Source organism: Kocuria sp. (assembly GCF_030530945.1).
GTDB lineage: Bacteria > Actinomycetota > Actinomycetes > Actinomycetales > Micrococcaceae > Kocuria.
In genome coordinates this window covers 42,551-68,418 of the sequence record NZ_JAUMTZ010000001.1, presented here as the reverse complement: position 1 = coordinate 68,418, position 25,868 = coordinate 42,551, and the positions used below count along the sequence as shown (strand labels likewise).

The following is a 25,868-nucleotide window of genomic DNA, read 5'->3' as shown; positions in this document are numbered from 1 at the left end:
GCGGCGTCGTCGTCATGCCCGGGGCGCGGCAACCTGGGCCTCCTTCGGGGCGGAACCGAGGCGGTGCAGCCCGCGGGCGGACCACCACATGAGCACCACGAGCAGGGCGTTGCGCACGGTGAGCACCAGCGCCATCACGGGGTTGTCGTGGCTCAGCGCGGTGTAGAAGAGCGGGTAGATCAGGAAGGTGGCCAGCCCGATCAGCACGGCGAGCAGCGCGGGGGTGCGCCACGCCCGCCAGTCGTGCACCAGCCCCACGGCGATCACGGGGCCGAGCCACACCATGAACTGGGGCGAGCCCACCTTGTTGAACACGATGAACGCGGTGACCATGGTGAGCGAGCCCGCCAGGAACAGCGCGGTGCGGTCCAGGCTCCCAGCCCGGACGCCGCGGCGCAGACCGCGCACGATCAGCGCCACCACCACCACGGCCGCCACCACGAACAGCGGCTGCATGAGCTTGGACATCACGTCCGAGCCGGGGCCGTCCACCTGCATGGAGTTGATGTCCGTGTTCATGTACATGTGCGAGTCGCCGATGCCCAGCACGGACAGCCACAGCCACGGGGTGGTGAAGGTGGCCTCGAGCTGCATCCCGCGGTCCCCCTGCTGGGTGAGGAAGTCCGCGATCCTGTGCACCGAGCCCGACGCCGCCGCCACACCCACAGCGCCCAGCGTGGCCAGGACACCGGCGAGCAGGACCGCGCCGCGGCGTCGTGCGGCGCTGAGCAGCGCGAGCACCACCGCGGCGGGCCACACCTTCACCCAGGTGGCGGCGCTGAGGATCAGGGACGCCACGAACGGGTGGGACACGCCGTAGACCAGGCCGATCAGCACCAGGGGTGCCGTGAAACCGTCCACCCGGGCGAAGCCCAGCCAGCCCATCAGCAGGATGAAGCCGAGCCACCACCAGCCGGCGGGCAGCGCGGCGCGGTTGCGGCCCCAGTCGGTGAGCTTGCCCATGGCGAGCGCGTTGAGCGCCGAGATCAGCAGCACCCACAGGAAGAAGAACGGCCCCGGGCCGAGGATCCCCGCGAACGCCATGGGAAGCTGCGCCAGCGCGGGGTACACCCAGGGGCTGGGGCCGGAGGGAAGGTTGGCGTCGTCGAACCCGGCGACCGTCCACGCGCGGTAGATGTTGGTGTCGCTGAACGCGTTGCCCTGGGCGGAGACGATCAGCGCGAACACCAGGAACCCCAGGTGCACCACCAGGAACCCCACCAGCAGACCCCGCGGGGTCATCAGGCGCTGCCGCCAGCGCGCGGGGATCACGGCGTCGCGTGCCCGGGTGAGAGTCGCGAAGGGGCTGTCAGTGGGCACGGGAAGGTCCTTGTCCGAGTGCGCGCGGGGTTCCGGTCTGGCACGGGTGCTCCGGCGCGGGGCTTGCGGTGAGGGGCGGACCGCCGGGCGGTCCTGGAACGCCGGGGGACGCGTCCCGCGCTCGGGGAGCGCCGTTCCACGCCCCCGATTCTACGGGTGCGCTCCGGTCCGCACCCTGGGAACCGCGCCGGGGCAGGCCGGTGCCGTCCGGGGGCGGTCCTGTAAAGTCGTGGCCCGGAGCCGCGATCACCTCGGCTCGCCCACCACTGGTTGGTTGAGGGGGCTGGAGTCCATGACCGCACCGGGTTCTGCCCTCCCCGCCCTGGGCCCCCACACCGGGTCCACCGCGGTGGTGGGGATGCGCGCGCGCCTGGCCGTGGTCCAGGGCGTGGTCGGCTCCCTGATGATGTTCGTGGGGTCCCTGGGCACCGGGTGGATCGCCAACGGCTCCCCCATGATGCGCCACCCCCTGGTGATCGAGCTCCGCGTGAACGTGTGGGGCGTCTACACCTGCACCGCGCTGCTCACCCTGGGCGCCATGCTCCTCATCCGGTCCTGGTTGCGGCTGGGCCAGCGGCTGCGGGGGTGGCCGCCGGGATCCCTGCGCACCGTGGTGACCGCCGTGGTGGCGTGGTCGCTGCCGCTGCTGTTCGCCGTGCCCATCTACTCCCGGGACGTGTACGCGTACATCGGCCAGGGCAGGCTCATGCTCGCGGGCAAGGATCCGTACGTGGAGGGCATCTCCACCCTCGACAACTGGTTCATGCTCGGCGCCGATCCCGAGTGGGCCGAGGCCCGCACCCCCTACGGTCCCTACTTCCTGTGGATCGCGGCCGCCGTGGTCCGGCTGACCAGTGCCCAGCCGGACCTGTCCGTGCTGCTGTTCCGCCTCGCCGCGTACGCGGGGGTGGTGCTGTGCCTGGTCTACGTGCCCAAGCTCGCCCGGCTGCACGGCGTGAACGGCGCCCGGGCCCTGTGGATCTCGGTGGCCAACCCGCTGTTCCTCATCAGCTTCGTGGCCAGCGCGCACAACGACGCCCTCATGGTGGGTCTCGCCGTGGCCGGCGTGTACTTCGCCGCGTCCAAGCATCCCCTCCTGGGCATACTCCTGGTCACGGGGTCCATCGGCATCAAGCCCATCACCGTGCTGCTGCTGCCGTTCGTGGGCCTGCTCTGGGCCGGCAGGGGCGCCTCCTGGACCCGCCGCTTCCTGACCTGGGCCGCCACCGCCGCTCTGAGCTTCGGGCTGCTGGTGCTCAGCGGCTGGGTGGACGGGCTGGGCGTGGGCTGGGCGTGGGCTTTCCTGGACCCCACCCCCGGCTACACCGGCTACTCGCCCTCCGGGTTCCTGGGCCAGCAGCTCGAACGCTTCGGCAACTCCCTGGGCAAGCACGGGGACGCCTGGGCCCACCTGCTGCGCAAGATCCTGCAGGCCGCCGCCGTGCTGCTGGTGCTCGTGCTCATGTTCGTGGGCGGGGACCGGAAGATCGTGCGGCGGATGGCAGTCGGATTCTCCGCCGTGGTCCTGCTCTCACCCATCATCCAGCCCTGGTACATCCTGTGGCTCATCCCGTTCCTCGCCGCCACAGGCATCCGGAACAACTGGCAGATCCGCATCATCTACATCGTGGTCACGTTCTTCGTGGTCTTCGGCGCCCAGGACCAGCTGTCCGTGTGGCCGTTCGTGGACCTCAGCGTGAGCGTGTCCCAGGTGGCCTTCGTGCTCGCCGTGGCCTTCACCCTCTACCTCGCGCTCGTGGACCCGCGCACCCGCACTCTCCTGACGCACGGCGGGTGGCGGGGCTGGTTCGGGCCCGGGACCGCGCAGGACTCGGCGGAACCGCGCCCACCGCAGGGCTGACGACGCCGCGCGGCGGGTTCGCGGGCGGCGTCGCCTTGGGTGTGGGGTCCAGGTGCCTCGGCTGGCGCGGATGGTGCGGGACCGGGCGGCGGGCACTGCTTCCGGCCGGATGGGGGGGGTCAGCGGTCCCCGCGCAGCCGCTCCAGCTCTCGGCGGTCCTTCTTGGTGGGTCGGCCCGCGCCGCGGTCGCGGCGGGCCACGGGCACGCTGAGCTCGGTGGGGCGCGGCGGGGAGTGGTCGATGTAGCACTTCGCGGCCACGGGGGCGCCCACGCGCTTGACGATCAGCTGCGCGACCTCGAACTCCTGCTGCCACCCCGGGCGCTTCACGCTCACGCGGTCCCCCACGCGCACCGGCTGCGCGGCCTTCACAGGGGCGCCGTTGAGCCGCACGTGGCCGGCGCGGCACCCCTGTGTGGCTGCGGACCGCGTCTTGAACAGACGGACGGACCACAGCCACACGTCCAGGCGGACACTGGAGGGGGCGCTGGTGGGTGTCGACATGACCCCCACCGTACTCGCGGCCTCAGTCCAGCACCGGCAGCTCCGTGGTCTCGAAGCTCTCCCGGAAGAAGGACCGGTTGCGGAAGTACTGGGTCACCATCACCACGACGCCCAGCAGCAGGATCCCGGCGCCGAGGACGAACACAAGCCCCACTCCCCCGATCTGCGACCCGGAACCGTAGGAGGGGTCCATGGAGTCCACGGAGGTCCGGACGAAGAACACCAGGAGCAGCAGCCCGCCGATCAGCGGGGCCGCGAAGTTCACCAGGCAGCTCTTCACGGAGCGGAACCACGACCGGCGGAAGTACCACACGCAGGCGAGGGCGGTGATGCCGTAGTAGAAGCACACCATCATGCCCAGGGCGGTGATGGTGTCCCACAGCACGTCCTCGCTGACCACGCGCATGAACGCGTAGAACACCGAGGAGATCACGGCGGCGGCCACCGTGGCGAAGCCCGGGGACTGGAACCGCGGGGTGATCCGGGCGAACTGCCCGGGCAGGGCACCGTAGTACCCCATGGCCAGCAGGGTGCGGGCCGGGGAGACGAACGTGGACTGCAGGGACGCCGCGGAGGAGGAGAGCACCGCGAGGGACAGCAGGACGGCCGCGGGGCCCATGACCGGTCCGGCGAGGGCCGCGAACACGTTCTCCTGGATGTCCGGGTTGTTGAGGCCCGTCCCGGTGTCCCCGAGGCCGGCGAAGCTGAGCACGGAGACGCCGATCAGCAGGTACAGCACCACGATGGAGAAGATGGTGGCCAGCGCCGCCCGGCCGGGGGTGGTGGCGGATCCCTCGGTCTCCTCGTTGATGGTGAGCACCACGTCCCAGCCCCAGTAGATGAACACCGACAGGGAGACTCCGGCGGCAAAGGCGGAGAAGGACCCCACGCCCAGCGGGTTGAACCACTCGGGGTCGAGGTGCAGTCCGCCCGCGGCGGTGCCGTTGGCCACGTGGACCAGGGCCGCCACGGAGAACCACACCAGGATGACCACCTGGAAGGCCACCAGGACGTACTGCACCTTCTTGGTGGTCTCCATCCCGCGGTAGGAGATCCAGCAGGCGAGCGCCATGAAGACCAGACAGGTCCCCACGTTCACGAGCGTGTTGTCCGCCAGGTCCGCGAGCTCGGGCCGCCCCGTGAGCTGCGCGAGCAGCAGGTAGAAGAACTCCACGGCGATCCCTGCCAGGTTGGAGAGCACCAGGATGGTGGCGGCCAGCAGTCCCCACCCGCCCATCCACCCCACCCACGGCCCGAATGCCTTGGAGGTCCAGGTGAACGTGGTCCCGGAGTCCGGCATGGCGCGGTTGAGCTGCCGGTACCCCACGGCCACGAGCAGCATGGGCAGGAACCCCACCAGGAAGATGGCCGGCAGGTGGGTGCCCACGGCGGCCGCGGTGGGGCCGAGCGCCCCGGAGAGCGTGTACGCGGGGGCGATGCAGGACATCCCGATCACCACCGCGCCGAGAAGTCCCACGGAGCCGGAGTTCAGCCCCTTGCCGTCCCCCGAGGGCTCGTTCTTTGTGGCGACGCTGCTCATGCGTCCTCCTTGGCAGGGTCTGCCGCAGGGGGCAGCACGATCATGGGCACGGGCAGGTGCCGCAGCACGCGTGCCGCGGTGGTGCCCAGGAAGAGCTGCCGGTTCTGGGCGAGCCGGGAGGAGCCCACGAACAGGACGGAGCCGGGGGCCCAGTCCATGTCCGTGACGGTGCGCTTGAGGTTCTTGCCGGTGGCCACGTGCACGCTCACGGGGTGCTCGGGGGACACGGTACGCGCCGTCTCCCGGAGCATGGTCTCCGTGGCCGCGATGGCGGAGTGGGGCTCGTCCGCCACCTGGTCCAGCGGCAGGAAGCTGAGCAGCACCAGCTCCTGGCCCCCGCGGCGCACGGCCTCCTGGGACTCCCGGAGGACCTGCTGAGCCCCGGGGCGGGCGCCCACACCGGTGTAGAGCCGGGTGATGGGCTGCTCCCCCTTGTAGCCGCGGGGTGCCAGCGCCACGGGCACGGGTGCGCGGTGGAGCAGGGTGTCGGCCACGGGGCCCACGGAGAACTGTGCGGTGTACTTGCCCGCTGCGGCCCCCACCACCAGCATCCCGGCGTGGAACTCCTGCACGGCGTCCGTGAGCCCTTCGGCCACGGACGGCGAGCGGCGGATGTGGGTGCGGGCGGTGACGTCCTCCGGAACGAGTGCGGCGGCGTCGCGCAGCCAGGACGAGGCCTGCGTGCGCATCATGGGCGTGATGTCACCGACCGGCGGGTAGGTGGTGCTGAAGGGGTCGTCGGTGCGCAGGACGCACACGATCTCCAGCTCCGCGTGGAACGCCCGGGCCAGGGCCACGCCCAGGCGCACCGCATCCCTGCTGCGCTTGTCCGCGCCGTAGCCCACCACGTAGCGCATCGCGGGCCCGGCCGCGGGCAGCCGGGACGCACCGGCCCCGGATGCCCGCCCCTGCGAGGTCCCGGGGGTCATCCCGCGTTCCTCTCGTCCAGGATCTGGGAGGCGGCCAGCGCGCCCTGGCGCAGTGCGCCGTCCACGTGCTGGTAGCCCTCCGCCGCGAGGTCGGAGCAGGCCCAGCGGATGGGGCCCACGGGCTCGGACTGGAGGGCGCCGTAGCGGTGCAGACCACCCAGGTCGTAGGAGGCCGCGTACGCGCCGCGGGTCCACTCCTCGGACCCGAAGTCGGACTCGTAGTAGACCACCGGGTTCAGGGCTTCCTCCCCCAGGTAGTGCGAGAGGGACTCCAGGACGAGCCGCTTGCGCTCCTCGGCCGGCAGGCGGAAGACCTCGTCCGCCTTCTCGTCCGAGACGAAGCCCACCAGCGTGCCGCGCTCGTCCTCGTGGTTGGTGTTGTCGTAGACCTCCTGCGACAGCTCGCGCGCGCCGAAGCCGGTGCCGGACAGGCCCTTCTCCCGCCAGAACGGGGTCTCGTACACCGCGTGGATCTTGATCACGATGCCCAGCGACTGGTGCTGGTGCATCTGGTGCTGGGCCCGGGGCAGCGGCGGCTCGAAGGAGATCCGGGAGTAGAGGTTCGGCGGCACGGCCACCACCACGTCCTTGGCCTTGACAGTCACCCGGTCCGAGAACACGCGGACCTGGAAGTCCGGGTCGTGCTCCTCGTAGGTCTCGCCCTCACCGGCCCACTGGATGGTGCGCACCGGGGAGTTGAGGAACACGGTGGCGCCCGGGTCCGCGGTGACCACGTCCGTTCCGGCGTCCACGCCCAGCTGCTCGGCCATGGTCACGGACACGGACTGCATGCCGCCCACCACGCGGCGGTCCAGGATGAAGTCCTCGTCCACCAGGTTGGAGAAGGACCCGGCGGAGGCGGCCATGAGCACAGCCTGCAGCGCGGAGAACGCGTGGGAGGGCTTGGTGAGCATGCCCCCGGCGATGAAGATGCCGATGTTGTTGCAGGCCTCCTCGTCGTCCGAGTTCTGGCGCAGCCAGTCGCGGAAGGAGACGGTGTCCAGCTCGCGGGCCCTGGGGTGCGCCCACGGCTCTTTGGCACCGATCTCATGCGCGAGCTCGTCCATGAGGTGGATCAGGCGGTCCATCTCGTTCTGGGTGCTCTCCCCGGCTGGGAACATGTGCCCGTCGTAGAGGTGGCGGGTGCCGTCCGGGGCGATGTACACGGCCTTGCCCTCGCGGTAGCGGGGGAAGCTCTGCAGCCCCAGCTCGTCCACCAGGGACAGCAGCTCGGTCTGGTCCGGGGAGATCCACTGGCCGCCGATCTCCAGGAAGGCGCCGTCCACCACGTTGGACCAGGTGCGCCCGCCCACGCGGTCACGTGCTTCCAGCACGGCCACGGACTTCCCGGCCTGGGAGAGCCGGCGGGCGGCCATGAGACCGGCGGGCCCGGCGCCCACCACCACCACGTCGCGCTCGATCGCCTCGGGGGATCCTACGGTTCGCTGTTCGGACATCTCAGTTCCTTTCGGGTAAATATGAAGGGTGTTCATTTTCGGCGGGTGCGCCGAGATCGGGCACTCCCGTCGGGGCGTCAGCCCGCGGGATCCGCGAACGAGGAGGAGGACCGGTGGAGCAGGAACCCCCCGTGCGCCGCCGTGGGAGACCGCGCAGCCCGGTGCTCACGCAGCGCAAGATCGCCACGGCGGCCGTGGCCATGATCCAGGAGCGGGGCCACCGCGAGCTGACCATGGCCGCCCTGGCCCGGCGGCTCGGGGTCTCGGCGTCTGCGCTGTACAACCACGTGGGCTCCAAACGGGACATCATGATCCTGGTCCAGGACCGGGTGAACAGGGAGATCGACTGCTCCGCCTTCGAGACCGAGGACTGGGAGGTGGCGCTGGAGCGGTGGGCCCGCTCCTACCGGGAGGTCTACTCCCGCCACATCCCGCTGATCCCGGTGATGACGGTGCTGCCGGTGGCCGACTCCCCGCACACGCTGACCATGTACGAGAGCGTGGCCGCCGGACTGGCCCGGGCCGGGTGGCCCGTGTCGTGGGTGGTGAACGCGGTGGTCGCGGTGGAGTCGCTGGTCTTCGGCGCCGCGTACGACGCCACGGCCCCGGAGACCATCTTCGACCCCGGCGAGCTTCACGAGCTCGCCCCCGTCTTCTCCGCCGCGGTGGCCCACCGAGACCTGCTGCTGCAGGACGGCGACGCCGCCCCGGAGGTCGGTTCCGGCGCGGACGCCGCCTTCCACGCGGGGCTGCGCAGCCTGCTGGCCGGCTTCCGCCTGCGGCTGGAGGCGCTGCACCGGGGCGAGCAGCCCTGACACAGCGCCCCCCCCCCCGGCTCAGACGTCCAGGGCGTGCATCACGTGCTTCACCCGCGTGTACTCCTCCACGGAGTACAGCGAGAGGTCCTTGCCGTAGCCGGAGTCCTTGAAGCCGCCGTGCGGCATCTCGGACACGAGCATCACGTGGGTGTTGACCCACACGCACCCGAAGTCCAGGTCACGGCTCACGCGCATGGCGGTCCCGTGGTCGGAGGTCCACACGCTGGAGGCCAGGGCGTAGGGGACGTCGTTGGCGAGCTCCACGGCCTCCTCCTCGGTGGAGAACTTCTGGACCGTGAGCACCGGGCCGAAGGTCTCCTCCTGCACCAGATCGTCGTCCTGGTGGACGCCGGTGATGATGGTGGGCTCGATGAAGAAGCCCTCGGTGCCGGGCACGGGCCTGCCGCCGGTCTCCACGGTGGCGTGGGCGGGGACGTTCTCCAGCTTGGAGCACACGTCCTGGTAGTGGCGCACGTTGTTCAGCGGGCCGTACGCGTTCTTGGACTCGTCCGCATCCCCAGTGACGGTGGCCTCGGCGTTCTTCACGAGCAGCCGCACGAGCTCGTCGTGGACGGAGTCCTCCACCAGGACGCGGGTGATCGCCGTGCAGTCCTGGCCGGCGTTGAACGTGCCGAACTCCACGAGCTGCTGGGCGGTGCGCTCCAGGTCCGCGTCCGCGAAGACCACGGCCGGGGCCTTGCCGCCCAGCTCCAGGTGCGCGCGCTTGAGGCCCTCCGCGGCGTTCTTCGCCACGGCGCGGCCCGCCCGCACGGACCCGGTGATGGAGACCATGGCGGGGGTGCGGTGCCCGGTCATGAGACCGCCCGTGCCGCCGTCCCCCAGGACCACGTTCAGCACACCCGCGGGGAGGATCTCCCCGGCCAGGCGCGCGAGCACCAGGGTGGACTCGGGGGTGGTGTCGCTGGGCTTGAGCACGATGGTGTTGCCCGCCGCCAGCGCGGGGCCGATCTTCCAGATGCCCATCAGCAGGGGGTAGTTCCACGGGGACACCTGGGCCACCACGCCCACCGGCTCCCGGCGGATGTACGAGGTGTGCTCGGACATGTACTCCATCGCGGCCTTGCCCTCCAGGGTGCGCGCCGCACCGGCGAAGAACCGCAGGTTGTCGGCGCCGGCGGCCACCTCCTCGCCCGCGATCTGTGCACGGGGCTGGCCGGTGTTGCGGTGCTGCGCCTCCACGAGCTCGTCCGAGTGGGCCTCCATGGCGTCGGCCAGCTTCAGCAGGGCCGCCTGGCGCTCTCCCGGGGTGCTCCTGCGCCAGGTCTTCGCGGCGGCGGAGGCGGCCTCGAATGCGGCGTCCACGTCCTGCTCGTCCGAGACGGGGGACACGGCCACCACGGACCCGTCCGAGGGGTTCACGATCTCGATGGTCCTCTGTCCGTGCGCCGGGACGAACTGCCCGTTGATGTAGTTCTGGAGTGTGTCGGCCATGGGGAATCTCCTTGCCGGGGCGGCGGGTCTCCGGGCCGGGTCGCGGACCCCGGATCGCGGGCCCGGTCCACCGGCCGGAATGTCGTACCGATCACTGTAAATGACCCTCGTTCATTTATGAACCCCGTGACACCCCGTCGCAGCCCGCAGCAGTCCGGCGCGCCGCCCGGCAGCGCCGGTCCCGCGGCGCGCCGGGCGGCAGGTCACGCCCGCTCCACGGCCGTGCGCGCTCAGTGGCCGCCCCCGTGGGGGGACGCGGACGACGTCGCCCCCGCACCGCGCTCCCGCGTCTCCGATCTGCCCGTGGTCACCGCGAGCTCCACCGGGGTCTGCGGCAGGTCGATGCTGCGGACCACCTGGCCCTTGGCGAGGTCCACCACGTGCAGCTTCCTGTTCTCCGCGTCCGTGACGTAGGCGTTGCCGCCGGCCACCTTCACGGCGGGACCCGGCTGCTGCCAGTCCGCCTTCTCCCGCCACGGCTCGATCACGTCGATCCGACGGGTGACCGCACCGGTGTCCTGGTCCACCACGTTCAGCTTCCCGTCGTAGGTCAGCACCAGCCCCTCCCCACGGGGACCGCGGGCCAGGGAGCGGAACCAGTAGGAGGAGCCCAGCTCCACGAGCTTGTGGGTGCCGTGGGCGGTGTCGAACAGGGCCACACGGGTGGGGCGCTCCTGCTCGGCGTCCTTGTCCACCTTGTAGTCCCCCAGCACCACCGGGGACGTCTCGGAGCCCGCCAGGTTTCCGGAGCGCGCGTAGGCGTCCTTGACCGGGATCTTGTGGAACGCCCCGTCCCGGTAGACCACGGGCCCGTTCTCGCAGCCCACCACCACGGTGTCCGTGTGCCGGCCCGGGGCCGCGGCGGCCTCCCCGTGGACGCCCGGGCAGTCGGTCGTCTCGGCCTTCACGGAGCCGTCCCCGTGCAGCACCTGCACGGTGTGCCGCTCGTCCTCGGTGCCCTGGGTGGTGAGAAGGGTGCCGTCGGAGAGCTCCAGCGCCACGCCGTGGTGCGGGGCCTCGGTCTTCTTCCTCGCCACCTCCGGCTCACCCTCCTTCTTCAGCGCGTCCGAGGCGAAGGTCTGGATGGACCCGTCCCCGTCGCCGAACAGCGTGGTCTTCCCGTCGTGGAGCACCACGTGCCCCGCGTGGGGAGCGTCAAAGGTGCGCTGGGTGAGTGCCGGGTCGGACTCGTAGTAGTGGTGGTGGTCCCCGTGGGGCACGGCCTCCAGGCCCGTGTCGAAGACCCGGAACCGGTCCCCGTCCGAGACCATCACGTGCCGGCCGTCACCGGCGTTGTTCAGGCGCAGGAAGCCGTCCTGCTTGACGTCCTCCACCACCTCCCCGGTCTTGGTGTCCACGGTGAGCAGACCGCCGTCGTAGGAGAGCACGGCGCGCGGGGCGAGGCCCTGGACCTCGGTGCCCTTGGCGCGCGCACTCGTGGTCCCGTTCACGGACGCGGAGGGCGACGCCGCACCGTCGCCCTGCGCGCACCCGCTCAGCACCAGGGCGGCCACCCCCAGGGAGGCCAGGGAGAGGGGGATGCGGGTTGTGCGGACGGCAGGTCTCCGCGCTGTGGAGGGGCGCTCGGGGGACAGAGGGGCATTGGCTGGTCTGCGCATGACGGCAGGTTAAACGTAATAAGACTCATTTTCATCTAGGCGTGCTAAGAACTGCTGCCGCCGCGCACCTCGATGCCGCCCACGCCGCAGGCAGGGGCTTCGTGCTGGCCGGGCCAGCACGAAGCCCCTGCGACGCGCGACGACATGGCCGGGGACGCGAGGCTGCGCGGGGTGATCGCCCGAGCCCGGGAGGTCCCGCGGATCTGACATCATGCCGGGTATGAGCACCGACACTCCGCAGGACCCGCTGCACTTCTACCTGGACAAGTCCAACCCCGCGGCCTGGAAGGCCATCGGGGCGCTGTCCAACGCCGCCAGGGAGCAGGCGCAGCAGGCCGGTCTCGACCCCCAGCTCGTGGAGCTCGTGATGCTGCGCGTGTCCCAGATCAACGGCTGCTCGTACTGCCTGGACGTGCACACCAAGCGGGCCGTCAAGGCGGGAGTGAGCGACCAGCGCCGCGGCCTGCTCCCCACGTGGGAGGACGCCGCCGTGTACTCGGAGCAGGAGAAGGCGGCCCTCGCCCTGGCAGAGACCGTCACCCGCCTACCCGGTCCGGAGGACCGCGACGCGTGCCAGGTGGTGAGCCACGGGGCGCTGACGGACGAGCAGTACTCCGCGGTACAGTGGCTCGCCATCACCATCAACACGACGAACCGCATCTCCATCATGTCCCACCATCCGGTCCGCCGAGAGAAGGACAGGTCATGACGAACCCGGAGAAGAACCCGCAGCCCACGGTGTGCACGAACCACCCGGACCGTTCCACGTCCGGGACCGGACTGAGCAACGGGGTCACGGTGGTGGACGGTGCGAACGGGCCCGTGGAGATCCTGGAACCCCGTGCCGTCCCGCTGGGCGGGCCGCGCGGCATGACGGTCCAGCGCACCCTGCCGCAGAAGGCCCGTTCGCTGATCGGCGCGTGGTGCTTCCTGGACGCCTACGGCCCGGACGACGTCGCCGTGACCGGCGGCATGAAGGTCGCCCGCCACCCGCACACGGGCCTGGCCACGGTGTCGTGGCTGTTCGAGGGGCACATCGACCACATCGACTCCGCCGGGAACTGGGCCACGGTCCGGCCCGGCGAGGTGGATCTCATGAACGCCGGGCGCGGCATCACGCACTCCGAGTTCTCCACGCAGGACACCACCGTGCTGCACGGCGTGCAGCTCTGGTACGCGTTCCCCGACGCGGACCGCTTCGGGGAGCCCGGCCTCGACAGCCACCGGCCGGAGCCCGTCACCGGAGAGAGGTTCTCCGCGCGCGTCTTCCTGGGCTCGCTCCTCGGGACGACATCCCCGGTGGCCACCCGCCTGCCGCTGACCGGGGTGGAGCTGCACCTGGAGCCAGGGGCCTCGCTGGAGGTCAACGTCCCCGCGGACCACGAGCACGGACTGCTGCGCGTCACCGGTCCCCTCACGCTGGACGGCGTGGACATCCCCCGGCACGGCATCGCCTACACCGCGCCCGGGCGCACCACACTGCGGATCACCGCCGGCGAGGAGCCCGCCCTGGCCGTGCTGATCGGCGGGCAGCCGCTCAACGAGCAGATCGTGATGTGGTGGAACTTCGTGGGCCGCTCCCACGAGGAGATCGCCACATGGCGGCGTGCCTACATGGAGGAGATGGGATTCGCGGATCCCTCGGCGGACTCGCCGCTGCCCCCGGTACGAGCGGACGGGGCCGTGGCCACCGGCGGCATCGAGATCGACGAGCTGCTCGGCACCTCCTACGAGGACGGCCGCCCCTTCCCGCAGTTCGGCACCTTCCCGCCGGGTCAGCCCGCTCCCCTGCCGGCCCCCGAGCTGCCGAACACCACGCTGCGCGCGCGGGGGTGAGCGGGAGGCGGCGCCACCCGCACCCACCCCCACCGCACGCCACGAACCAGCCACCAACCGACCGCCCGAGGAGGGCCCCGTGAGCGACAACCCCACCATCGAGAACCCCCAGGTCTCCCTGGGTGCCGACGAGCAGGGCACCCAGCGATTCGAGATCCGCGTGGGCGACCCCGCGGACCCCGTGGGCTTCACCGTGGCGATCGAGCACCAGGCCGGTGACAAGAAGCAGCGGATCTTCCCCCACACGGAGGTGGATGATGCCTTCGGCGGCCACGGGCTGGCCTCCACGCTCGTGCGCGAGGCACTGGACGCGAGCATCGCGGACGGCTACGAACTGGTGGTCTTCTGCCCGTACATCAAGACCTGGATCAAGAAGCACCCCGAGTACGAGCAGTACACGGTCAAGCCCACCACGGACCACCTGGCGGCGCTGCGCGGCTGATCCGAGGCAGCCCGCGGCCGCAGCGGTCCGAGAGGCTCTCACCCACGAGCAGGGGCGGTCGACGGCAGGGCGCCGGGTGCTGCTCTGCGACTGATGCTGGATGGGGAATACATCGCGGCACCCCTTTCGCGGCGCCGGTCCGCCCCACCCCCACAGCGGCGTGGTCCTCCCGCTTTCAGGCCCTCGCGGGGCATAGAGTGAGGTTGCTTTCGCAACCCCGCCAGCGGGCGGGTGCGACCCCCAGACCACTCGTCCCCCACCTCGAGAGGCTCGCGCCGTGCGCTCCCTTCCCCCCGCCGTCCTGTCCGTCCTCTGCGCGTCCGTGCTGCTCACGGGCTGCGGTTCCGGGGGCGACGCCGCCACGGACGGTGCAGCGGCGTCGTCGCAGTCCGAGGAGACCTCGCAGTCCCAGGAGGCGAGCGCGAGCCCCTCGCCCGCGAAGCCCGCCGAGCTGGTCGGCGGTGGCACCACCCTGTTCCCGGACCGCCGGTTCGTGGCGCTGTACGGCCATCCCGGCACCCCCGGACTGGGTGCGCTGGGCGAGCAGGGGCCGGAGGAGTCCGTGACCCGGGCCAAGGAGCTCGCCAGGAGCTACGAGCCGTACAGCCAGGAGAAGGTGGTCCCGGCGTTCGAGGTGATCGCCACCACGGCGTCCTCGGAACCGGGCCCGGACGGCAACTACTCCACCGAGTCCACCGTGGAGCAGCTCATGCCGTACATCGAGGCCGCGGAGAAGAACGACGTGTACGTGGTCCTGGACCTGCAGCCCGGACAGGCGGACTTCCTCTCCCAGGCCAAGCAGTACGAGGAGCTGCTCAAGCGCCCGAACGTGGGCCTGGCGCTGGACCCCGAGTGGCGCCTGGCCCCGGGCCAGCTGCCCCTGCAGCAGATCGGCTCCGTGGGCGCCGGGGAGATCAACGAGACCACCGCGTGGCTGGCCGGGCTCACCCGGGACAACCAGCTGCCGCAGAAGGCGCTGATCCTGCACCAGTTCTCCGCGTCCATGATCCAGAACCGCGAGGCCATCAACACCAACCACCCGGAGCTGGCGTTCGTCCTGCACGCGGACGGCCACGGCACCCCGGACCTGAAGACGGGCACGTGGAACGCACTGCAGGAGGGCCTGCCCCAGGGAATCCGCATGGCGTGGAAGAACTTCTACGACGAGGACACGCCCATGTACACGCCCGAGCAGACCTTCGCCCTCAAGCCCAAGCCGTGGTTCGTGTCCTACCAGTGAGTCCCTCCCGCGGGATTCCACCGCGGGAACAATCTCGGGGTCCACATCTTCCGCTCGCCCCACCGCGGGGTTAGATTGGGAGCGACCTGTTCGCCCCACGGAAGGACACGCTTATGGGACTCGGTGACAAGATCAGCAATGCTGCGGAGAAGGCCTCTGGTTCCGCCAAGGAGAAGCTGGGCGACGCCACGGACAACAAGGATCTGCAGGCTGAAGGCGCTGCGGACAAGATGTCCGGTGGCGCCAAGCAGTCCGTGGAGAACGTCAAGGACGCCGGCAAGAACCTCAAGGACGGGCTGAGCTGAGCTCTGCACCCGCAACCTTCTAGCCGGAAGGCCCCCGTCGCAGTGCGACGGGGGCCTTTCGCGTGTCCGGGCCCGTGTCAGCGCACCGCGTACCGGCGCCGTGCGACCAGCAGGCTCACCAGGGACAGCAGCGCCACCGCGGCGTAGTAGATGCTGGGCGCGGTGAGGGAGCCCGTGACGGAGATGAGCCACGCCAGCACCAGGGGCGCGAAGCCGCCGAACACCGTGACCCCCAGGTTGTAGGCCACGGACATGCCGGTGGTGCGGATCTCGGTGGGGAACATCTCGGTGAGCAGCGCGGGCATGGGGCCGAAGTACAGGGCCATGACCACGCCCAGCACCGCCTGCACCACGGTGAGGGTGGCCACCGTGGGCACCGCCACCAGCCACAGGAACAGCGGGTACACCACCACGAGACCCACCACGGCGGCCACCAGCATCACCTTCCCGGGGCCCACGCGGTCCGCGAGGTGGCCCACGAACGGCGAACCCACCAGGGTCACGAGCCCGGCCACCACACCACCCAGGTACGCGGCCCACGAGGGCAGGTCCAGGTTCTGGATGGAGAAGGTGGGCATGAACAGGATGGTGTACACGGACATCGAGGCCAGCCCCACCACCCCGGAGGCGGTGAGCCACCGGCCCGCGGAGTGGACGATCGTCTGGGCGAGGGGGCCGCGCCAGAGGGAGGCGCGCGGCGTCGTCGTTCCCGCGGCGGCATTCTCCCCGGCACCCGGGCGCCCGCCGGTCACGGAGGCCGACGCCGCCCGCTCCCGCTCCTGCTGCAGCGCCTCGAAGTCAGGAGTCTCGTCCATGCGCAGCCGGATGAACAGTCCCACCGGGCCGATGAGCAGGCCGAAGACGTAGGGCACGCGCCAGCCCCACGAGTAGAGGGCCTCGTGGCTCAGCAGGGTGTTGAGCGCGAACCCGAAGCCGGAGGCCAGGAAGATCGCGAGCCCCTGGGTGGCCACCTGCCACGAGCCGTAGAACGCGCGCCTGTCCGGGGCGTTCTCGATGAGGAACGCGGTGGCCGTGCCGAACTCGCCGCCCGCGGAGAAACCCTGCACCAGCCGTGCCAGCAGGATGAGCAGCGCGGCGCCGGGGCCGATCACCGCTGCCGTGGGCGCCACGATCATGATGAGCGTACCCACCATCATGAGCACGATGGTGATGGTCAGGGCGGGACGGCGGCCGTGGCGGTCCGCGTAGGAACCCAGGACGAGGGCGCCGAGCGGGCGGATCAGGTAGGAGACCGCGAACGTGCCGAAGGTGAGCAGGGTGCCGGTCACGCGGTCCACGCCGTCGTGCTCGAAGAAGAGAGTGGAGATCACCACGGCCAGGGACGAGTAGACGATGATGTCGAACCACTCGAGGGCGTTGCCGATGGAGGATGCCACCACCGCACGGCGTGCGGTGACGCGCTGGTCGTGGCTCACGGGGGTGCTGGCGGGCGCGCTGGTCATGCCTGCACGCTAGCCCACCCCTCCCCCCGGCCGCGGGGCCCGTGACGCCCCGTGACCCCTCGGTGCCAGCCGTGTGCTGACCCCCGTGCGGCGGGGCCGCCGTCCTATGCTGGAACGCGGAAACCCGCACAGCCGCTGCAGCAGGAGGAACCCGCAGATGATCTTCATTGTGGTCAAGTTCGAGGCCAAGGACGAGTACGCGGAGCGCTGGCCGGAGCTCGTGGCCGAGTTCACCGAGGCCACCCGGCAGGAGCCCGGGAACAAGTGGTTCGAGTGGTCCCGCAGCCTGGAGAACCCGAACGAGTACGTGCTGGTGGAGGCCTTCGAGGAGGACGCCGCGGAGGCCCACGTGAACTCCGCGCACTTCACCAGGATGACCGAGAAGTTCCCCCAGTACCTCGTGCGCACCCCGCGCATCATCTCCCGCCAGATCGAGGGCGACGGCTGGGAGAAGATGGGCGAGGTCCAGGTCGCGGAGTAGCCCCGGTGAGTGCGGAGCTGGTGGGCCTGGACATCGGCGGGTCCCACACGCGCGGTGTCCTGTTCCGGGACGGCACCCCCGTGCGCTCGGCCCGCTCCGGGTCCGCGAACGTGCAGAACGTCCCCGCGGAGCAGGCGCACGCGTGCCTGCACGCCGTCCTCTCGGACCTGGGCGCCCCGCCGACCACGCCGGTGGTGGTGGGCTCCGGGGGCGTGGACACCCCGCACGACGCCGCCCGGCTGGCCGGTCTCGTCCGTTCCGCCGGCTCCCTGGCCGCCTCCACCCGGGTGACGGTGGTGCACGACACCCGCCTGATCCTCGCGGCCGGTGGGCACACCATCGGGATCGCTCTCATTGCGGGAACCGGGTCGGTGGCCTGGGGCGTGGACGCCTCCGCCCGGGAGGCCCGCGCCGGCGGGTGGGGTCACCTGCTGGGGGACGAGGGCAGCGGGTGGTGGATCGGACGGGAAGCCGTGCGGCGGGTGCTGCGGCTGTCCCAGGAGGCCGGTGCCGTCGCTCCGGGGCGGGACCGAGCGGCGTCGTCCGCCGGGCGCGAGGGGAACGAGCTCACCCGCGCCGTGCTGGAGCACGCCGGAGTGGCCGAGCCCACCGACCTGATCGGTGCCTTCCACGACCGCCCGGACAGGACCCACTGGGCCGGGCTGGCGCGGCCCGTGTGCGAGCTCGCCGCCACGGGTGACGCCCAGGCCGGGGAACTGGTGGCCGCGGCCGCGGAGCAGCTGGCCAGGCTTGCCCTCGCGGTGGCGGGCGCGCTCGGGCAGGACCTGCCGGTGGTGGTGGACGGAGGGCTCACCGCCACCACGGTGGGCGGGAAGCTGGCGGAGCTGCTGGAGCACCACGGACTGGCCGTGACTCTCCTGGACCACGAACCGGTGCTGGGGGCGCCGCTGCTGGCGCGTTCGGCACCGGCCTGACACGGCCCGCGAGACACCCCATCCGCCGAGGAGCGCGGACTCAGCGGAAGGCGCCCACGCCCGTGAGCTGCTGGCCCAGGATCAGGGAGTGGACCTCGTCGGTGCCCTCGTAGGTGCGCACGGACTCCAGGTTGCTGGCGTGGCGCAGGGGCGAGTAGTCGAGGGTCACGCCGTTGCCGCCCAGGATGGTGCGGGCCTCGCGGGCAATGGCGATGGCCTCGCGGCAGTTGTTGAGCTTGCCCACGGAGATCTGGTGGTTCTGCAGCTTTCCGGCGTCCTTGAGGCGGCCGAGCTGCAGGGCCAGCAGGAACCCCTTGTCGATCTCCAGGGCCATGTTCACGAGCTTCTGCTGCGTGAGCTGGTATCCGGAGAGCGGACGGTCGAACTGCATGCGTTCCTGGGAATATGCCAGAGCCGCCTCGAAAGAGTCGCGGGCGGCACCCATGGCACCCCAGATGATGCCGTAGCGGGCCTCGTTGAGGCAGGAGAATGGACCGCGCAGGCCCTTGGCCTCGGGCAGCATGGCGGAGGCGGGCAGGCGGACGTCCGTGAGCTCGATGTCGCACTGGATGGACGCGCGCATGGACAGCTTGCCCGTGATGGGCGTGGCCTGGAAGCCCGCGGTGTCCGTGGGGACCACGAAGCCGCGGATGCCGTCCTCGGTCTGCGCCCAGATCACAGCCACCTGAGCCACGCTGGCCAGCCCGATCCAGCGCTTGGCTCCGTTGAGCACCCAGTCCTCGCCGTCCCTGCGGGCGAAGGTCTGCATGGAGGAGGGGTCCGAACCCGCGGTGGGCTCGGTGAGGCCGAAGCAGCCGATGGCCTCGCCCGCGGCCATCCGGGGCAACCACTCCTGCTTCTGCTCTTCGGAGCCCCACTTGTGGATGGCGCTCATGGCCAGCGAGCCCTGCACGGACACGAACGTGCGCAGGCCGGAGTCACCGGCCTCCAGCTCGGCGGCGGCCAGACCGTACTCCACGGCGGAGCGCCCCGCGCAGCCGTAGCCCTTCAGGTGCATCCCCAGCAGACCGAGCTTGGCCATCCCGGGGACGATCTCCAGGGGGAACACGGCCTTGTCGTACCACTCGGCGATGTTCGGCTTGATGGCGGTGTCCACGAACTCGCGCACGGTGGCGCGCAGCGCGATCTCCTCCTCGGACAGCAGGGCGTCGAAGCTCACCAGGTCCATGACGTCCACGGGGTTCAGTTCACTCATGCGTCCACTGTATGACCGCCGCCACACTCCGCCCAGGGAGGCTGACGAGGATTCTCAGCAACCGGGTCGCGACCTCATTCTCAGCCACTTCGGACGACGACGCCGCCCTACCTTCTCCGCGGGCCCCGCACCGCCTTCTCCACCCCACTGGCGACCAGCAGGGCACACGTGAGCCAGATGGCTCCCCCGGGACCGGCGGGAGCGGCCACCGCACCCGCGACCACGGGGAGGATCACCTGCCCCAACCGGTTGCCCATGAGCCGCACGGCCAGGGCGGATCCGCGCCACGTCCCGGGCACGGCGGTGGTGATGAGGGTCATGGTCAGCGGCTGGCCGAGCCCCAGGAAGAAGCCGCCCACCACCAGGAACGCGGCGGAGCACCAGAACCTGTCCAGGAACAAGGGTGGGAAGACCAGCGCCAGACCGGAGGCCAGCAGGCTCGCGATGAGCAGCGCCCGGCGCGAGAACCGCTCGGACAGCCACGGCAGCAGCAGACGGGAGGCGATGGATGCCAGCCCACGCGCACCCAGGAGGAGTCCCACCACGGACGGGGCCACCCCGGTGGCCTCCCCCACCAGGGGCAGGAAGGCCGTGAGGATGTCCAGCATGGCCAGCAGGGACAGGGACGCCACCATGTTGGACATGACCCCTGGAACCCGGAGGATGCGCAGCACGTCGGGGCGCTCGTCCGCCCGGGGCGCGCCGGGATCGGTGTCGTCACCGCGGGCAGGAGCACCGGAAGCTGTCGAGGCGTCGGCGGTGGCTGGGTCGGGTGCAGTGGTGGTCGGCGGTCGCGGCGTCGGCGGCGTCGTTGTCGTTGTCGTTGTCAGGGGAGGTCGCGGCTCCGAGGTCCGCGCGCCGGGCGGGGGTCGGACCGAACCTGACGGCCAGCAGGGGCGCGGCGAGCACCGTGACGAGCACGCCGATCCACAGGCTCTCATTCACCGCTCCGAGGCGTTCGGGGGAGGCGACGTCCGAGCCGTGGCCCACGATCCACCCGCCAAGCGCCGGGCCGATCATCTGACCGGCGGAGAACGCGGCGGTGAACCACCCGAAGCCCTTGTCCAGGTCACGGTCCACGGCGTAGCGGGCGATCGCCGTCTGCCCACCGATGGTGAAGCACAGGTGTCCCATGCCCAGCACGGCGCTGGCCACGAAGACGAGCCACACGGAACCGGCCAGCGCGAGCCCCACCCCGGCGAGACCCAGCAGCCCCACCCCGGCGAGGATGAGCACCCGCAGCTGAGGGATGCGGTCCGAGACCCGCCCCAACCACACCGCGCTCACCAGGGGCAGCAGCGCGTACGCGGCGGTCGTGAGACCGATGACCACCGGGTCCGCGTGCAGCGCCAGGAGCTTGTAGGAGGTGATGGGGCGGAAGAGGTTCAGCCCGGACTGGGTGAGCACCGCAGACGCCACGAGGACCCACAGCCACGCGCTGGGCCGGGAGGTGCGGGTGGTCTGGGTCATGGAACCCACCCTAGAGGTTCGGCGTGCCAGCGGTCCCCGTGGAAGCCGGGTGGGTCGGGTCAGTAGATCCCGTCCGGGCTGGCGTTGCCGGACTTGTAGTCCTTGACTACGGACGAGTCGACCGGAGGGGTAGAGGGATCAGATAGGCGCCCGTTCAGAATGCCTGTAATCACAATCTTGTTCGTCAGGCGGCCTGCCCCGGTGAGGCCATCCTGGAATCGGAAAAAGATGTCGGGAAGGCTACTGGCGTCACTGGCCTTCACCAAGGCGGTTCCCGCCGGGATCACCCATACGAACGGGGTGGTGCGCGTATCCGCGTTGTAGGTCCCACGAGTGAGCGTACCGTTGCTGGTACTTGCCCCAAAGGAGCGCTCATCCCGTGTGGCCCCCAGCAGTCCCACCACGCTCACGTACACCGTGATGTCCGTCACGAGCGTATAGGACGTCAGATTCCCATCCCTGGCCAGCCCGATGTTCAGGTAGGTGCTGTTCAAGTATCCGTTCGCGCCGCTGCCGCCGTCGAACACTGCCCCCAGCTGCGCCTCGTTGGATGCCGCGTACGCGGGGGCGTCCGCCGCCATGGCAATCACGGGAACGGACCACGCGGCGCCCTTGAGGAGGGTGCGCCGCGAGGATCCGCGAACCGCGGTGTTCTGGAAGTCGTCACCGCCGGGCGCAGGGGAGCCCTCGATGAGCGCGCGTGCAGTGTCGTGGTGGGGGGAGTTCATGCTGACCTCTCGGGGGGGGAAACGGCCGGTCACCGGCCACGCCGTGTCTGGCGCGGTGACGTGCCGAGTATGCCATGGGACACACCACCGGGCACGCAGCATGACGTCGGGGAGGGGGAGGGAACTGCGTACCCCCGAAAAAGGGCAGCCCAACCCCGCGCGGCTCCAGCCACGGCGCCGAGCCGTCGTTCAGCTGTTCAGCACCCCAGCAGCGGGGGCCGCACCACCGTGGTGTGCCGGGCGGACCCGGAGCGCCCCTCTCCCAGCTCCGAGGACACCAGGTGGATCTCGTCCACGCCCCACTCGGGGCCGTGGTACACGGAGAGCGCGTGCACCACGTGGGAGAGTTCGGGCCCGCTGTGCGCGCGGACGCGTGAGCCGCGGCGTCGTTCCTTCGCCTGGCGCGTGCGCTCCGTGCGCGAGGTGCGGGCCACCGTGAGGTGGGCGCGCTGCCGGGAGCGCTCGTCCGGGTCCAGGGAGCACGCGTGCATCAGGTCCGCGAGCGCCGCGGTCTCCCCGCCCAGACCCATCCACAGCGTGGTGCCCGAGAACGATCCGGCTCCGCGCAGGCTCACCCGCAGCGGGGGATGGCCACGAGCGACCTCCCCCAGGTGCTCCGCGAGGTCGGGCACCGCTCCCTCCGGCTGGTCGCCGTAGAACCCGAGGGTCACGTGCCACTGCTCGGGATCACCCCAGCGAAGGGAGGTGCCGGTCATGGCGCGCACCTCGGCCAGGGCGTGCGCCAGGTGCTCGCGGGCGACGCGGGGAGGGTACGCGGCGGCGAAAAGCCTCATGCGCCCACTGTAGGAGCACGCCCACCACGAGACGACCCCTCCGGGACGACGGTGGCTCTTCTCATCGCCTGCACGGAAAGCCACGCGCGGCCGCCTCAGCGCCGGGGCAGCTCCACCAGCTCCACGCCCGTGAGGGCGCCCGCGTCCGCGGTGACCCGCATGTACGTGCAGTGCGGCTGACGGCGCCTGTCCGTGGGCGAGCCCGGGTTCAGCAGCCGCATCCCGGAGGGGGCCACGGTGTCCCACGGGATGTGGCTGTGGCCGAACACCAGCACGTCCGTGTCCGGGAACGCGGCGTCCATGCGCTTCTCGCGGCCCTGCTTGGCGCCGGTCTCGTGGGTCATGGCCCACCGCAGGCCCTCCAGCTCCCACCGTGCGGTCTCGGGCATCTCGGCGCGCAGCTCGGGGCCGTCGTTGTTGCCCCACACGCAGACCAGCCGCCGGGAGCGCTCCCGCAGGGCCTCGTACGTGGCCAGGTCCACCCAGTCACCGGCGTGGACGACGACGTCCGCGGCCTCGACCTCGTCCCACACCCGGGCGGGCAGGTCCTTCGCCCTCTTGGGCAGGTGGGTGTCCGCGAGCAGCAGCAGGGAGGTGGTCATGGACCCATCCTCCCCCGCGGGCGGGGTGGCGCGCGAGAGCACCGGCCGCGGCGGCGTCGTCCGAGGGGCCGCTCAGCGGGTGGGAACGGTGCGGTCCCCCGGGAAGAGCCGCGGGCCCAGCCACACGCAGACGTACACCAGGGCCACGAGCACCGGGACCTCGATCAGCGGACCCACCACCCCGGCGAGCGCCTGGCCCGAGGACACCCCGAAGGTGCCCACGGCCACGGCGATCGCGAGCTCGAAGTTGTTGCCCGCGGCGGTGAACGCCACGGTGGTGGACCTGGCGTAGTCCAGCCCGGCCGCGCGGGAGCCGAGCAGCCCCAGGCCGAACATGAGGGCGAAGTAGCACAGCAGGGGCAGGGCGATGCGGACCACGTCCCAGGGCTGGGAGGTGATGGCGTCCCCCTGCAGCGCGAAGAGCACCACGATGGTGAACAGCAGCCCGTAGAGCGCCCACGGACCGATCCTCGGCAGGAACCGCTCCTCGTACCACTGCCGCCCCTTGGCCCGCTCCCCCAGCACCCGGGTGAGGAACCCGGCGAGCAGGGGGACGCCCAGGAAGACGAGCACGGAGACCACGATCGCCCCCACCGAGAACTCGGCGGACGTCACGGGCAGCCCCAGCCACCCGGGCAGGACCTGCAGGTAGAACCAGCCCAGGAGGCCGAACGCGAGCAGCTGGAACAGGGAGTTGACGGCCACCAGCACGGCGGCGGCCTCCCGGTCACCGCACGCGAGGTCGTTCCAGATCAGCACCATGGCGATGCAGCGGGCCAGCCCCACGACGACCAGACCCGTGCGGTACTCGGGCAGGTCCGGCAGCAGCAGCCAGGCGAGCGCGAACATGACCGCCGGTCCCACCACCCAGTTGAGCAGCAGGGAGAGGGCCAGCAGGCGCCTGTCTCCGGTGACCCGGGCGGTCTCCCCGTAGCGGACCTTGGCGAGCACCGGGTACATCATCACCAGCAGGCCCAGGGCGATGGGCAGGGAGACGTCCCCAATCCTCACGGACTCCAGCGCGGTGTCCAGTCCGGGGACCAGGCGTCCCAGCAGCAGTCCCGCGGCCATGGCCACAAGGATCCACACGGGGAGCCAGCGGTCCAGGAAGGACATCTCCCGCAGGACGGTCGAGGACTCCGGCGCTGGCGTGCCGGTTGCCCCCCTCATGCGGAGATGGTCCTTACTGTGCGGCCCCGTTCCCGGAGCAGGACGGTCAGCACTCGATGACGTTCACGGCCAGGCCCCCGCGCGAGGTCTCCTTGTACTTGATCTTCATGTCCGCGCCGGTCTCCCGCATGGTCTTGACCACCTGGTCCAGGGACACCTTGTGGAACCCGTCCCCCTGCATGGACAGCCGCGCCGAGTTGATGGCCTTCACGCTGGCGATCGCGTTGCGCTCGATGCACGGAATCTGCACCAGACCACCCACCGGGTCGCACGTGAGCCCCAGGTTGTGCTCGATGCCCATCTCCGCGGCGCACTCCACCTGGCGGGGGCTGCCGCCGAGGACCGCGCACAGTGCGGCCGCGGCCATGGAGCAGGCCGAGCCCACCTCGCCCTGGCAGCCCACCTCCGCACCGGAGATGGAGGCGTTCTCCTTGATCACGATGCCGATGGCCGCCGCGGTGAGCAGGAAGTCCACGATCTTGTCGTCGCAGGCGTCCACCATGAAGCGGGTGTAGAAGTGCAGCACCGCGGGGATGATGCCCGCCGCCCCGTTGGTGGGGGCGGTGACGATGCGCCCGCCGGACGCGTTCTCCTCGTTCACGGCCAGCGCGTACAGGTTCACCCAGTCCATGCCGTACAGCGGGTCGTTGCCGGGCTCCTTGGCCAGCAACCGTTTCCGCATCTCCGGCGCACGACGCCGCACCTTCAGTCCCCCGGGAAGGGTCTTCTCCTCGCGGGTGCAGCCGTTCTCCACGCACTCCTGCATGACGGACCAGATGTGCAGCAGCTGCTCCCTGGTCTCCTGCGCGGGGCGCCACGAGAGCTCGTTGGCCGCCATGACCTCCGCGATGGAGAGGTTCTCCCCCTCGCAGATGGCCAGCAGCTCGTCCCCCGTGCTGAACGGGTACTTCACCGGGGTGGTGTCCTCCACGATCTTGTCCGCGCTGCTCTTGGAGTCGTCCACCACGAAACCGCCGCCCACGGAGTAGTAGATGCTGTCGCGGATCACCTCGCCGGCGGCGTCGTACGCGGTGAAGCTCATGCCGTTGGGGTGCGTGGGCAGGGACTTGCGGCGGTGCATGATCACGTCACGGGCGCGGTCGAAGGCGATCGGGTGGGTGCCGTCCAGGGTCAGCTCGCCCTTCTCCCCGGCGAGCGCCACCTTCTCGTCCGCCAGATCGGTGTCCACGGTCTCCGGGTCCTCACCCATGAGACCCAGGATCACGGCCTTGTCCGAGCCGTGGCCCCACCCGGTGGCCCCCAGGGAGCCGAAGAGCTGGGAGTGGACGCGGGTCACGGAGCCGAGCAGACCGTCGTCGGCGAGCCCCGCCACGAACAGCCGCGCGGCCCGCATGGGCCCCACCGTGTGGGAGGACGACGGTCCGATACCCACCGAGAACAGATCCAGAACACTGAGCGCCATGTGCACATCTCCCCACTGTCGGACCCCGCATCATTGCGGATGAGCTGTGCAGGGTCGTGCGATCGCACGGCACGATGAGGCCGCGCGGAACAGGCCCACGGTACGTGGGTCTCATATGGCGGGCAACCTCCGAAGGGGTGTGCGTGACAGGCCGGGAGCACACGGGGGTGAGGGGGCGGACTCGCCCTGCCGGTGCCGCAGCAGTTCACAAGAAATACCTCCCCGGCAGCGTGGCCGTGCAGAAATGTCCACGGGCACCGTGGC

25 protein-coding genes are annotated in these 25,868 nt (G+C 70.9%); 9 read left to right on the top strand and 16 right to left on the bottom strand.

From position 1 onward, the window contains the following. Window positions 1–12: 12 nt before the first annotated feature. The gene (locus Q4A22_RS00295; RefSeq protein WP_303176524.1) at window positions 13–1,320 is read right to left on the bottom strand and encodes a glycosyltransferase family 87 protein; all 1,308 of its coding nucleotides are present in this window, start codon (window positions 1,318–1,320) and stop codon (window positions 13–15) included. Window positions 1,321–1,678: 358 nt separating this feature from the next. On the opposite strand from Q4A22_RS00295, the gene mptB reads away from it, so the two are divergent. Beyond that, a complete protein-coding gene (mptB, locus tag Q4A22_RS00290) occupies window positions 1,679–3,181 on the top strand; it encodes a polyprenol phosphomannose-dependent alpha 1,6 mannosyltransferase MptB (protein ID WP_303176937.1) in 1,503 nt (500 codons plus the stop codon). A 119-nt stretch (window positions 3,182–3,300) separates the two neighbouring features. Here the strand turns inward: mptB and Q4A22_RS00285 are convergent, their stop codons facing one another. Genes Q4A22_RS00285 through Q4A22_RS00270 form a run of 4 tightly spaced genes read right to left on the bottom strand, consistent with a single transcriptional unit; the run spans window position 3,301 to window position 7,610 of the window. Further along, on the bottom strand, window positions 3,301–3,684 hold the full coding sequence (locus tag Q4A22_RS00285; RefSeq protein WP_303176523.1) for an RNA-binding S4 domain-containing protein: 384 nt from the start codon (window positions 3,682–3,684) through the stop codon (window positions 3,301–3,303). Between the two features lie 22 nt (window positions 3,685–3,706). Then, window positions 3,707–5,224, bottom strand: a complete 1,518-nt coding sequence (locus Q4A22_RS00280) for an APC family permease (RefSeq protein ID WP_303176522.1) — start codon at window positions 5,222–5,224, stop codon at window positions 3,707–3,709. Next, window positions 5,221–6,153 (bottom strand): universal stress protein, encoded by a 933-nt coding sequence (locus Q4A22_RS00275; RefSeq protein WP_303176521.1) that lies wholly within the window; start codon window positions 6,151–6,153, stop codon window positions 5,221–5,223. Before Q4A22_RS00275 ends, Q4A22_RS00280 begins: the two co-directional genes overlap by 4 nt. Next, window positions 6,150–7,610 carry an NAD(P)/FAD-dependent oxidoreductase gene (locus Q4A22_RS00270; RefSeq protein ID WP_303176520.1) on the bottom strand — a complete coding sequence of 487 codons (1,461 nt, stop codon included), beginning with the start codon at window positions 7,608–7,610 and terminating at the stop codon, window positions 6,150–6,152. Before Q4A22_RS00270 ends, Q4A22_RS00275 begins: the two co-directional genes overlap by 4 nt. A gap of 113 nt (window positions 7,611–7,723) precedes the next feature. On the opposite strand from Q4A22_RS00270, the gene Q4A22_RS00265 reads away from it, so the two are divergent. Next, entirely contained in the window at window positions 7,724–8,425 is a 702-nt protein-coding gene (locus Q4A22_RS00265; protein ID WP_303176519.1) for a TetR/AcrR family transcriptional regulator, read from the top strand. A 21-nt stretch (window positions 8,426–8,446) separates the two neighbouring features. Here Q4A22_RS00265 and Q4A22_RS00260 read toward each other — a convergent pair whose 3' ends face one another. Both Q4A22_RS00260 and Q4A22_RS00255 read right to left on the bottom strand, forming a co-directional pair. Continuing rightward, window positions 8,447–9,880, bottom strand: a complete 1,434-nt coding sequence (locus tag Q4A22_RS00260) for a gamma-aminobutyraldehyde dehydrogenase (protein WP_303176518.1) — start codon at window positions 9,878–9,880, stop codon at window positions 8,447–8,449. 230 nt (window positions 9,881–10,110) lie between these two features. After that, window positions 10,111–11,499, bottom strand: coding sequence for a hypothetical protein (locus Q4A22_RS00255; RefSeq protein WP_303176517.1), 1,389 nt, complete (start codon window positions 11,497–11,499; stop codon window positions 10,111–10,113). Window positions 11,500–11,719: 220 nt separating this feature from the next. Between Q4A22_RS00255 and Q4A22_RS00250 the strand changes: the two genes are divergently transcribed. From Q4A22_RS00250 to Q4A22_RS00230, 5 genes are all read left to right on the top strand, one after another. Beyond that, window positions 11,720–12,208 carry a carboxymuconolactone decarboxylase family protein gene (locus Q4A22_RS00250; protein WP_303176516.1) on the top strand — a complete coding sequence of 163 codons (489 nt, stop codon included), beginning with the start codon at window positions 11,720–11,722 and terminating at the stop codon, window positions 12,206–12,208. Further along, on the top strand, window positions 12,205–13,335 hold the full coding sequence (locus Q4A22_RS00245; RefSeq protein ID WP_303176515.1) for a pirin family protein: 1,131 nt from the start codon (window positions 12,205–12,207) through the stop codon (window positions 13,333–13,335). Before Q4A22_RS00250 ends, Q4A22_RS00245 begins: the two co-directional genes overlap by 4 nt. A gap of 79 nt (window positions 13,336–13,414) precedes the next feature. Then, window positions 13,415–13,777: a GNAT family N-acetyltransferase gene (locus Q4A22_RS00240; protein WP_303176514.1), complete on the top strand. Its 363-nt coding sequence runs from the start codon at window positions 13,415–13,417 to the stop codon at window positions 13,775–13,777. Window positions 13,778–14,054: 277 nt separating this feature from the next. Next, window positions 14,055–15,017 carry a hypothetical protein gene (locus Q4A22_RS00235; protein ID WP_303176513.1) on the top strand — a complete coding sequence of 321 codons (963 nt, stop codon included), beginning with the start codon at window positions 14,055–14,057 and terminating at the stop codon, window positions 15,015–15,017. A 113-nt stretch (window positions 15,018–15,130) separates the two neighbouring features. Beyond that, window positions 15,131–15,322, top strand: a complete 192-nt coding sequence (locus tag Q4A22_RS00230) for a CsbD family protein (RefSeq protein ID WP_303176512.1) — start codon at window positions 15,131–15,133, stop codon at window positions 15,320–15,322. Window positions 15,323–15,399: 77 nt separating this feature from the next. Here the strand turns inward: Q4A22_RS00230 and Q4A22_RS00225 are convergent, their stop codons facing one another. Next, a complete protein-coding gene (locus Q4A22_RS00225) occupies window positions 15,400–16,785 on the bottom strand; it encodes an MFS transporter (protein WP_303176511.1) in 1,386 nt (461 codons plus the stop codon). A 157-nt stretch (window positions 16,786–16,942) separates the two neighbouring features. Between Q4A22_RS00225 and Q4A22_RS00220 the strand changes: the two genes are divergently transcribed. Further along, the gene (locus Q4A22_RS00220; RefSeq protein ID WP_303176510.1) at window positions 16,943–17,266 is read left to right on the top strand and encodes a putative quinol monooxygenase; all 324 of its coding nucleotides are present in this window, start codon (window positions 16,943–16,945) and stop codon (window positions 17,264–17,266) included. Between the two features lie 5 nt (window positions 17,267–17,271). Further along, window positions 17,272–18,201 (top strand): N-acetylglucosamine kinase, encoded by a 930-nt coding sequence (locus Q4A22_RS00215; protein WP_303176509.1) that lies wholly within the window; start codon window positions 17,272–17,274, stop codon window positions 18,199–18,201. A 40-nt stretch (window positions 18,202–18,241) separates the two neighbouring features. Here Q4A22_RS00215 and Q4A22_RS00210 read toward each other — a convergent pair whose 3' ends face one another. The 8 genes from Q4A22_RS00210 to Q4A22_RS00175 all read right to left on the bottom strand — a co-directional run bounded on the left by Q4A22_RS00210 (window position 18,242) and on the right by Q4A22_RS00175 (window position 25,604). Beyond that, window positions 18,242–19,417, bottom strand: coding sequence for an acyl-CoA dehydrogenase family protein (locus Q4A22_RS00210; protein ID WP_303176508.1), 1,176 nt, complete (start codon window positions 19,415–19,417; stop codon window positions 18,242–18,244). Between the two features lie 107 nt (window positions 19,418–19,524). After that, complete coding sequence (locus tag Q4A22_RS00205) at window positions 19,525–20,061, bottom strand: MFS transporter (RefSeq protein WP_303176507.1); 537 nt, start codon at window positions 20,059–20,061, stop codon at window positions 19,525–19,527. A 73-nt stretch (window positions 20,062–20,134) separates the two neighbouring features. Next, window positions 20,135–20,887, bottom strand: a complete 753-nt coding sequence (locus tag Q4A22_RS00200) for an MFS transporter (protein WP_303176505.1) — start codon at window positions 20,885–20,887, stop codon at window positions 20,135–20,137. A 59-nt stretch (window positions 20,888–20,946) separates the two neighbouring features. Then, window positions 20,947–21,615 carry a hypothetical protein gene (locus tag Q4A22_RS00195; RefSeq protein WP_303176504.1) on the bottom strand — a complete coding sequence of 223 codons (669 nt, stop codon included), beginning with the start codon at window positions 21,613–21,615 and terminating at the stop codon, window positions 20,947–20,949. A 197-nt stretch (window positions 21,616–21,812) separates the two neighbouring features. Beyond that, window positions 21,813–22,409 (bottom strand): RNA 2',3'-cyclic phosphodiesterase, encoded by a 597-nt coding sequence (gene thpR, locus Q4A22_RS00190; protein WP_303176503.1) that lies wholly within the window; start codon window positions 22,407–22,409, stop codon window positions 21,813–21,815. Window positions 22,410–22,504: 95 nt separating this feature from the next. Further along, window positions 22,505–23,011, bottom strand: a complete 507-nt coding sequence (locus Q4A22_RS00185; RefSeq protein WP_303176502.1) for a metallophosphoesterase — start codon at window positions 23,009–23,011, stop codon at window positions 22,505–22,507. 72 nt (window positions 23,012–23,083) lie between these two features. Next, window positions 23,084–24,181: an ACR3 family arsenite efflux transporter gene (arsB, locus tag Q4A22_RS00180; RefSeq protein WP_303176500.1), complete on the bottom strand. Its 1,098-nt coding sequence runs from the start codon at window positions 24,179–24,181 to the stop codon at window positions 23,084–23,086. A 46-nt stretch (window positions 24,182–24,227) separates the two neighbouring features. Then, complete coding sequence (locus Q4A22_RS00175; RefSeq protein WP_303176499.1) at window positions 24,228–25,604, bottom strand: L-serine ammonia-lyase; 1,377 nt, start codon at window positions 25,602–25,604, stop codon at window positions 24,228–24,230. Window positions 25,605–25,868: the final 264 nt, after the last annotated feature.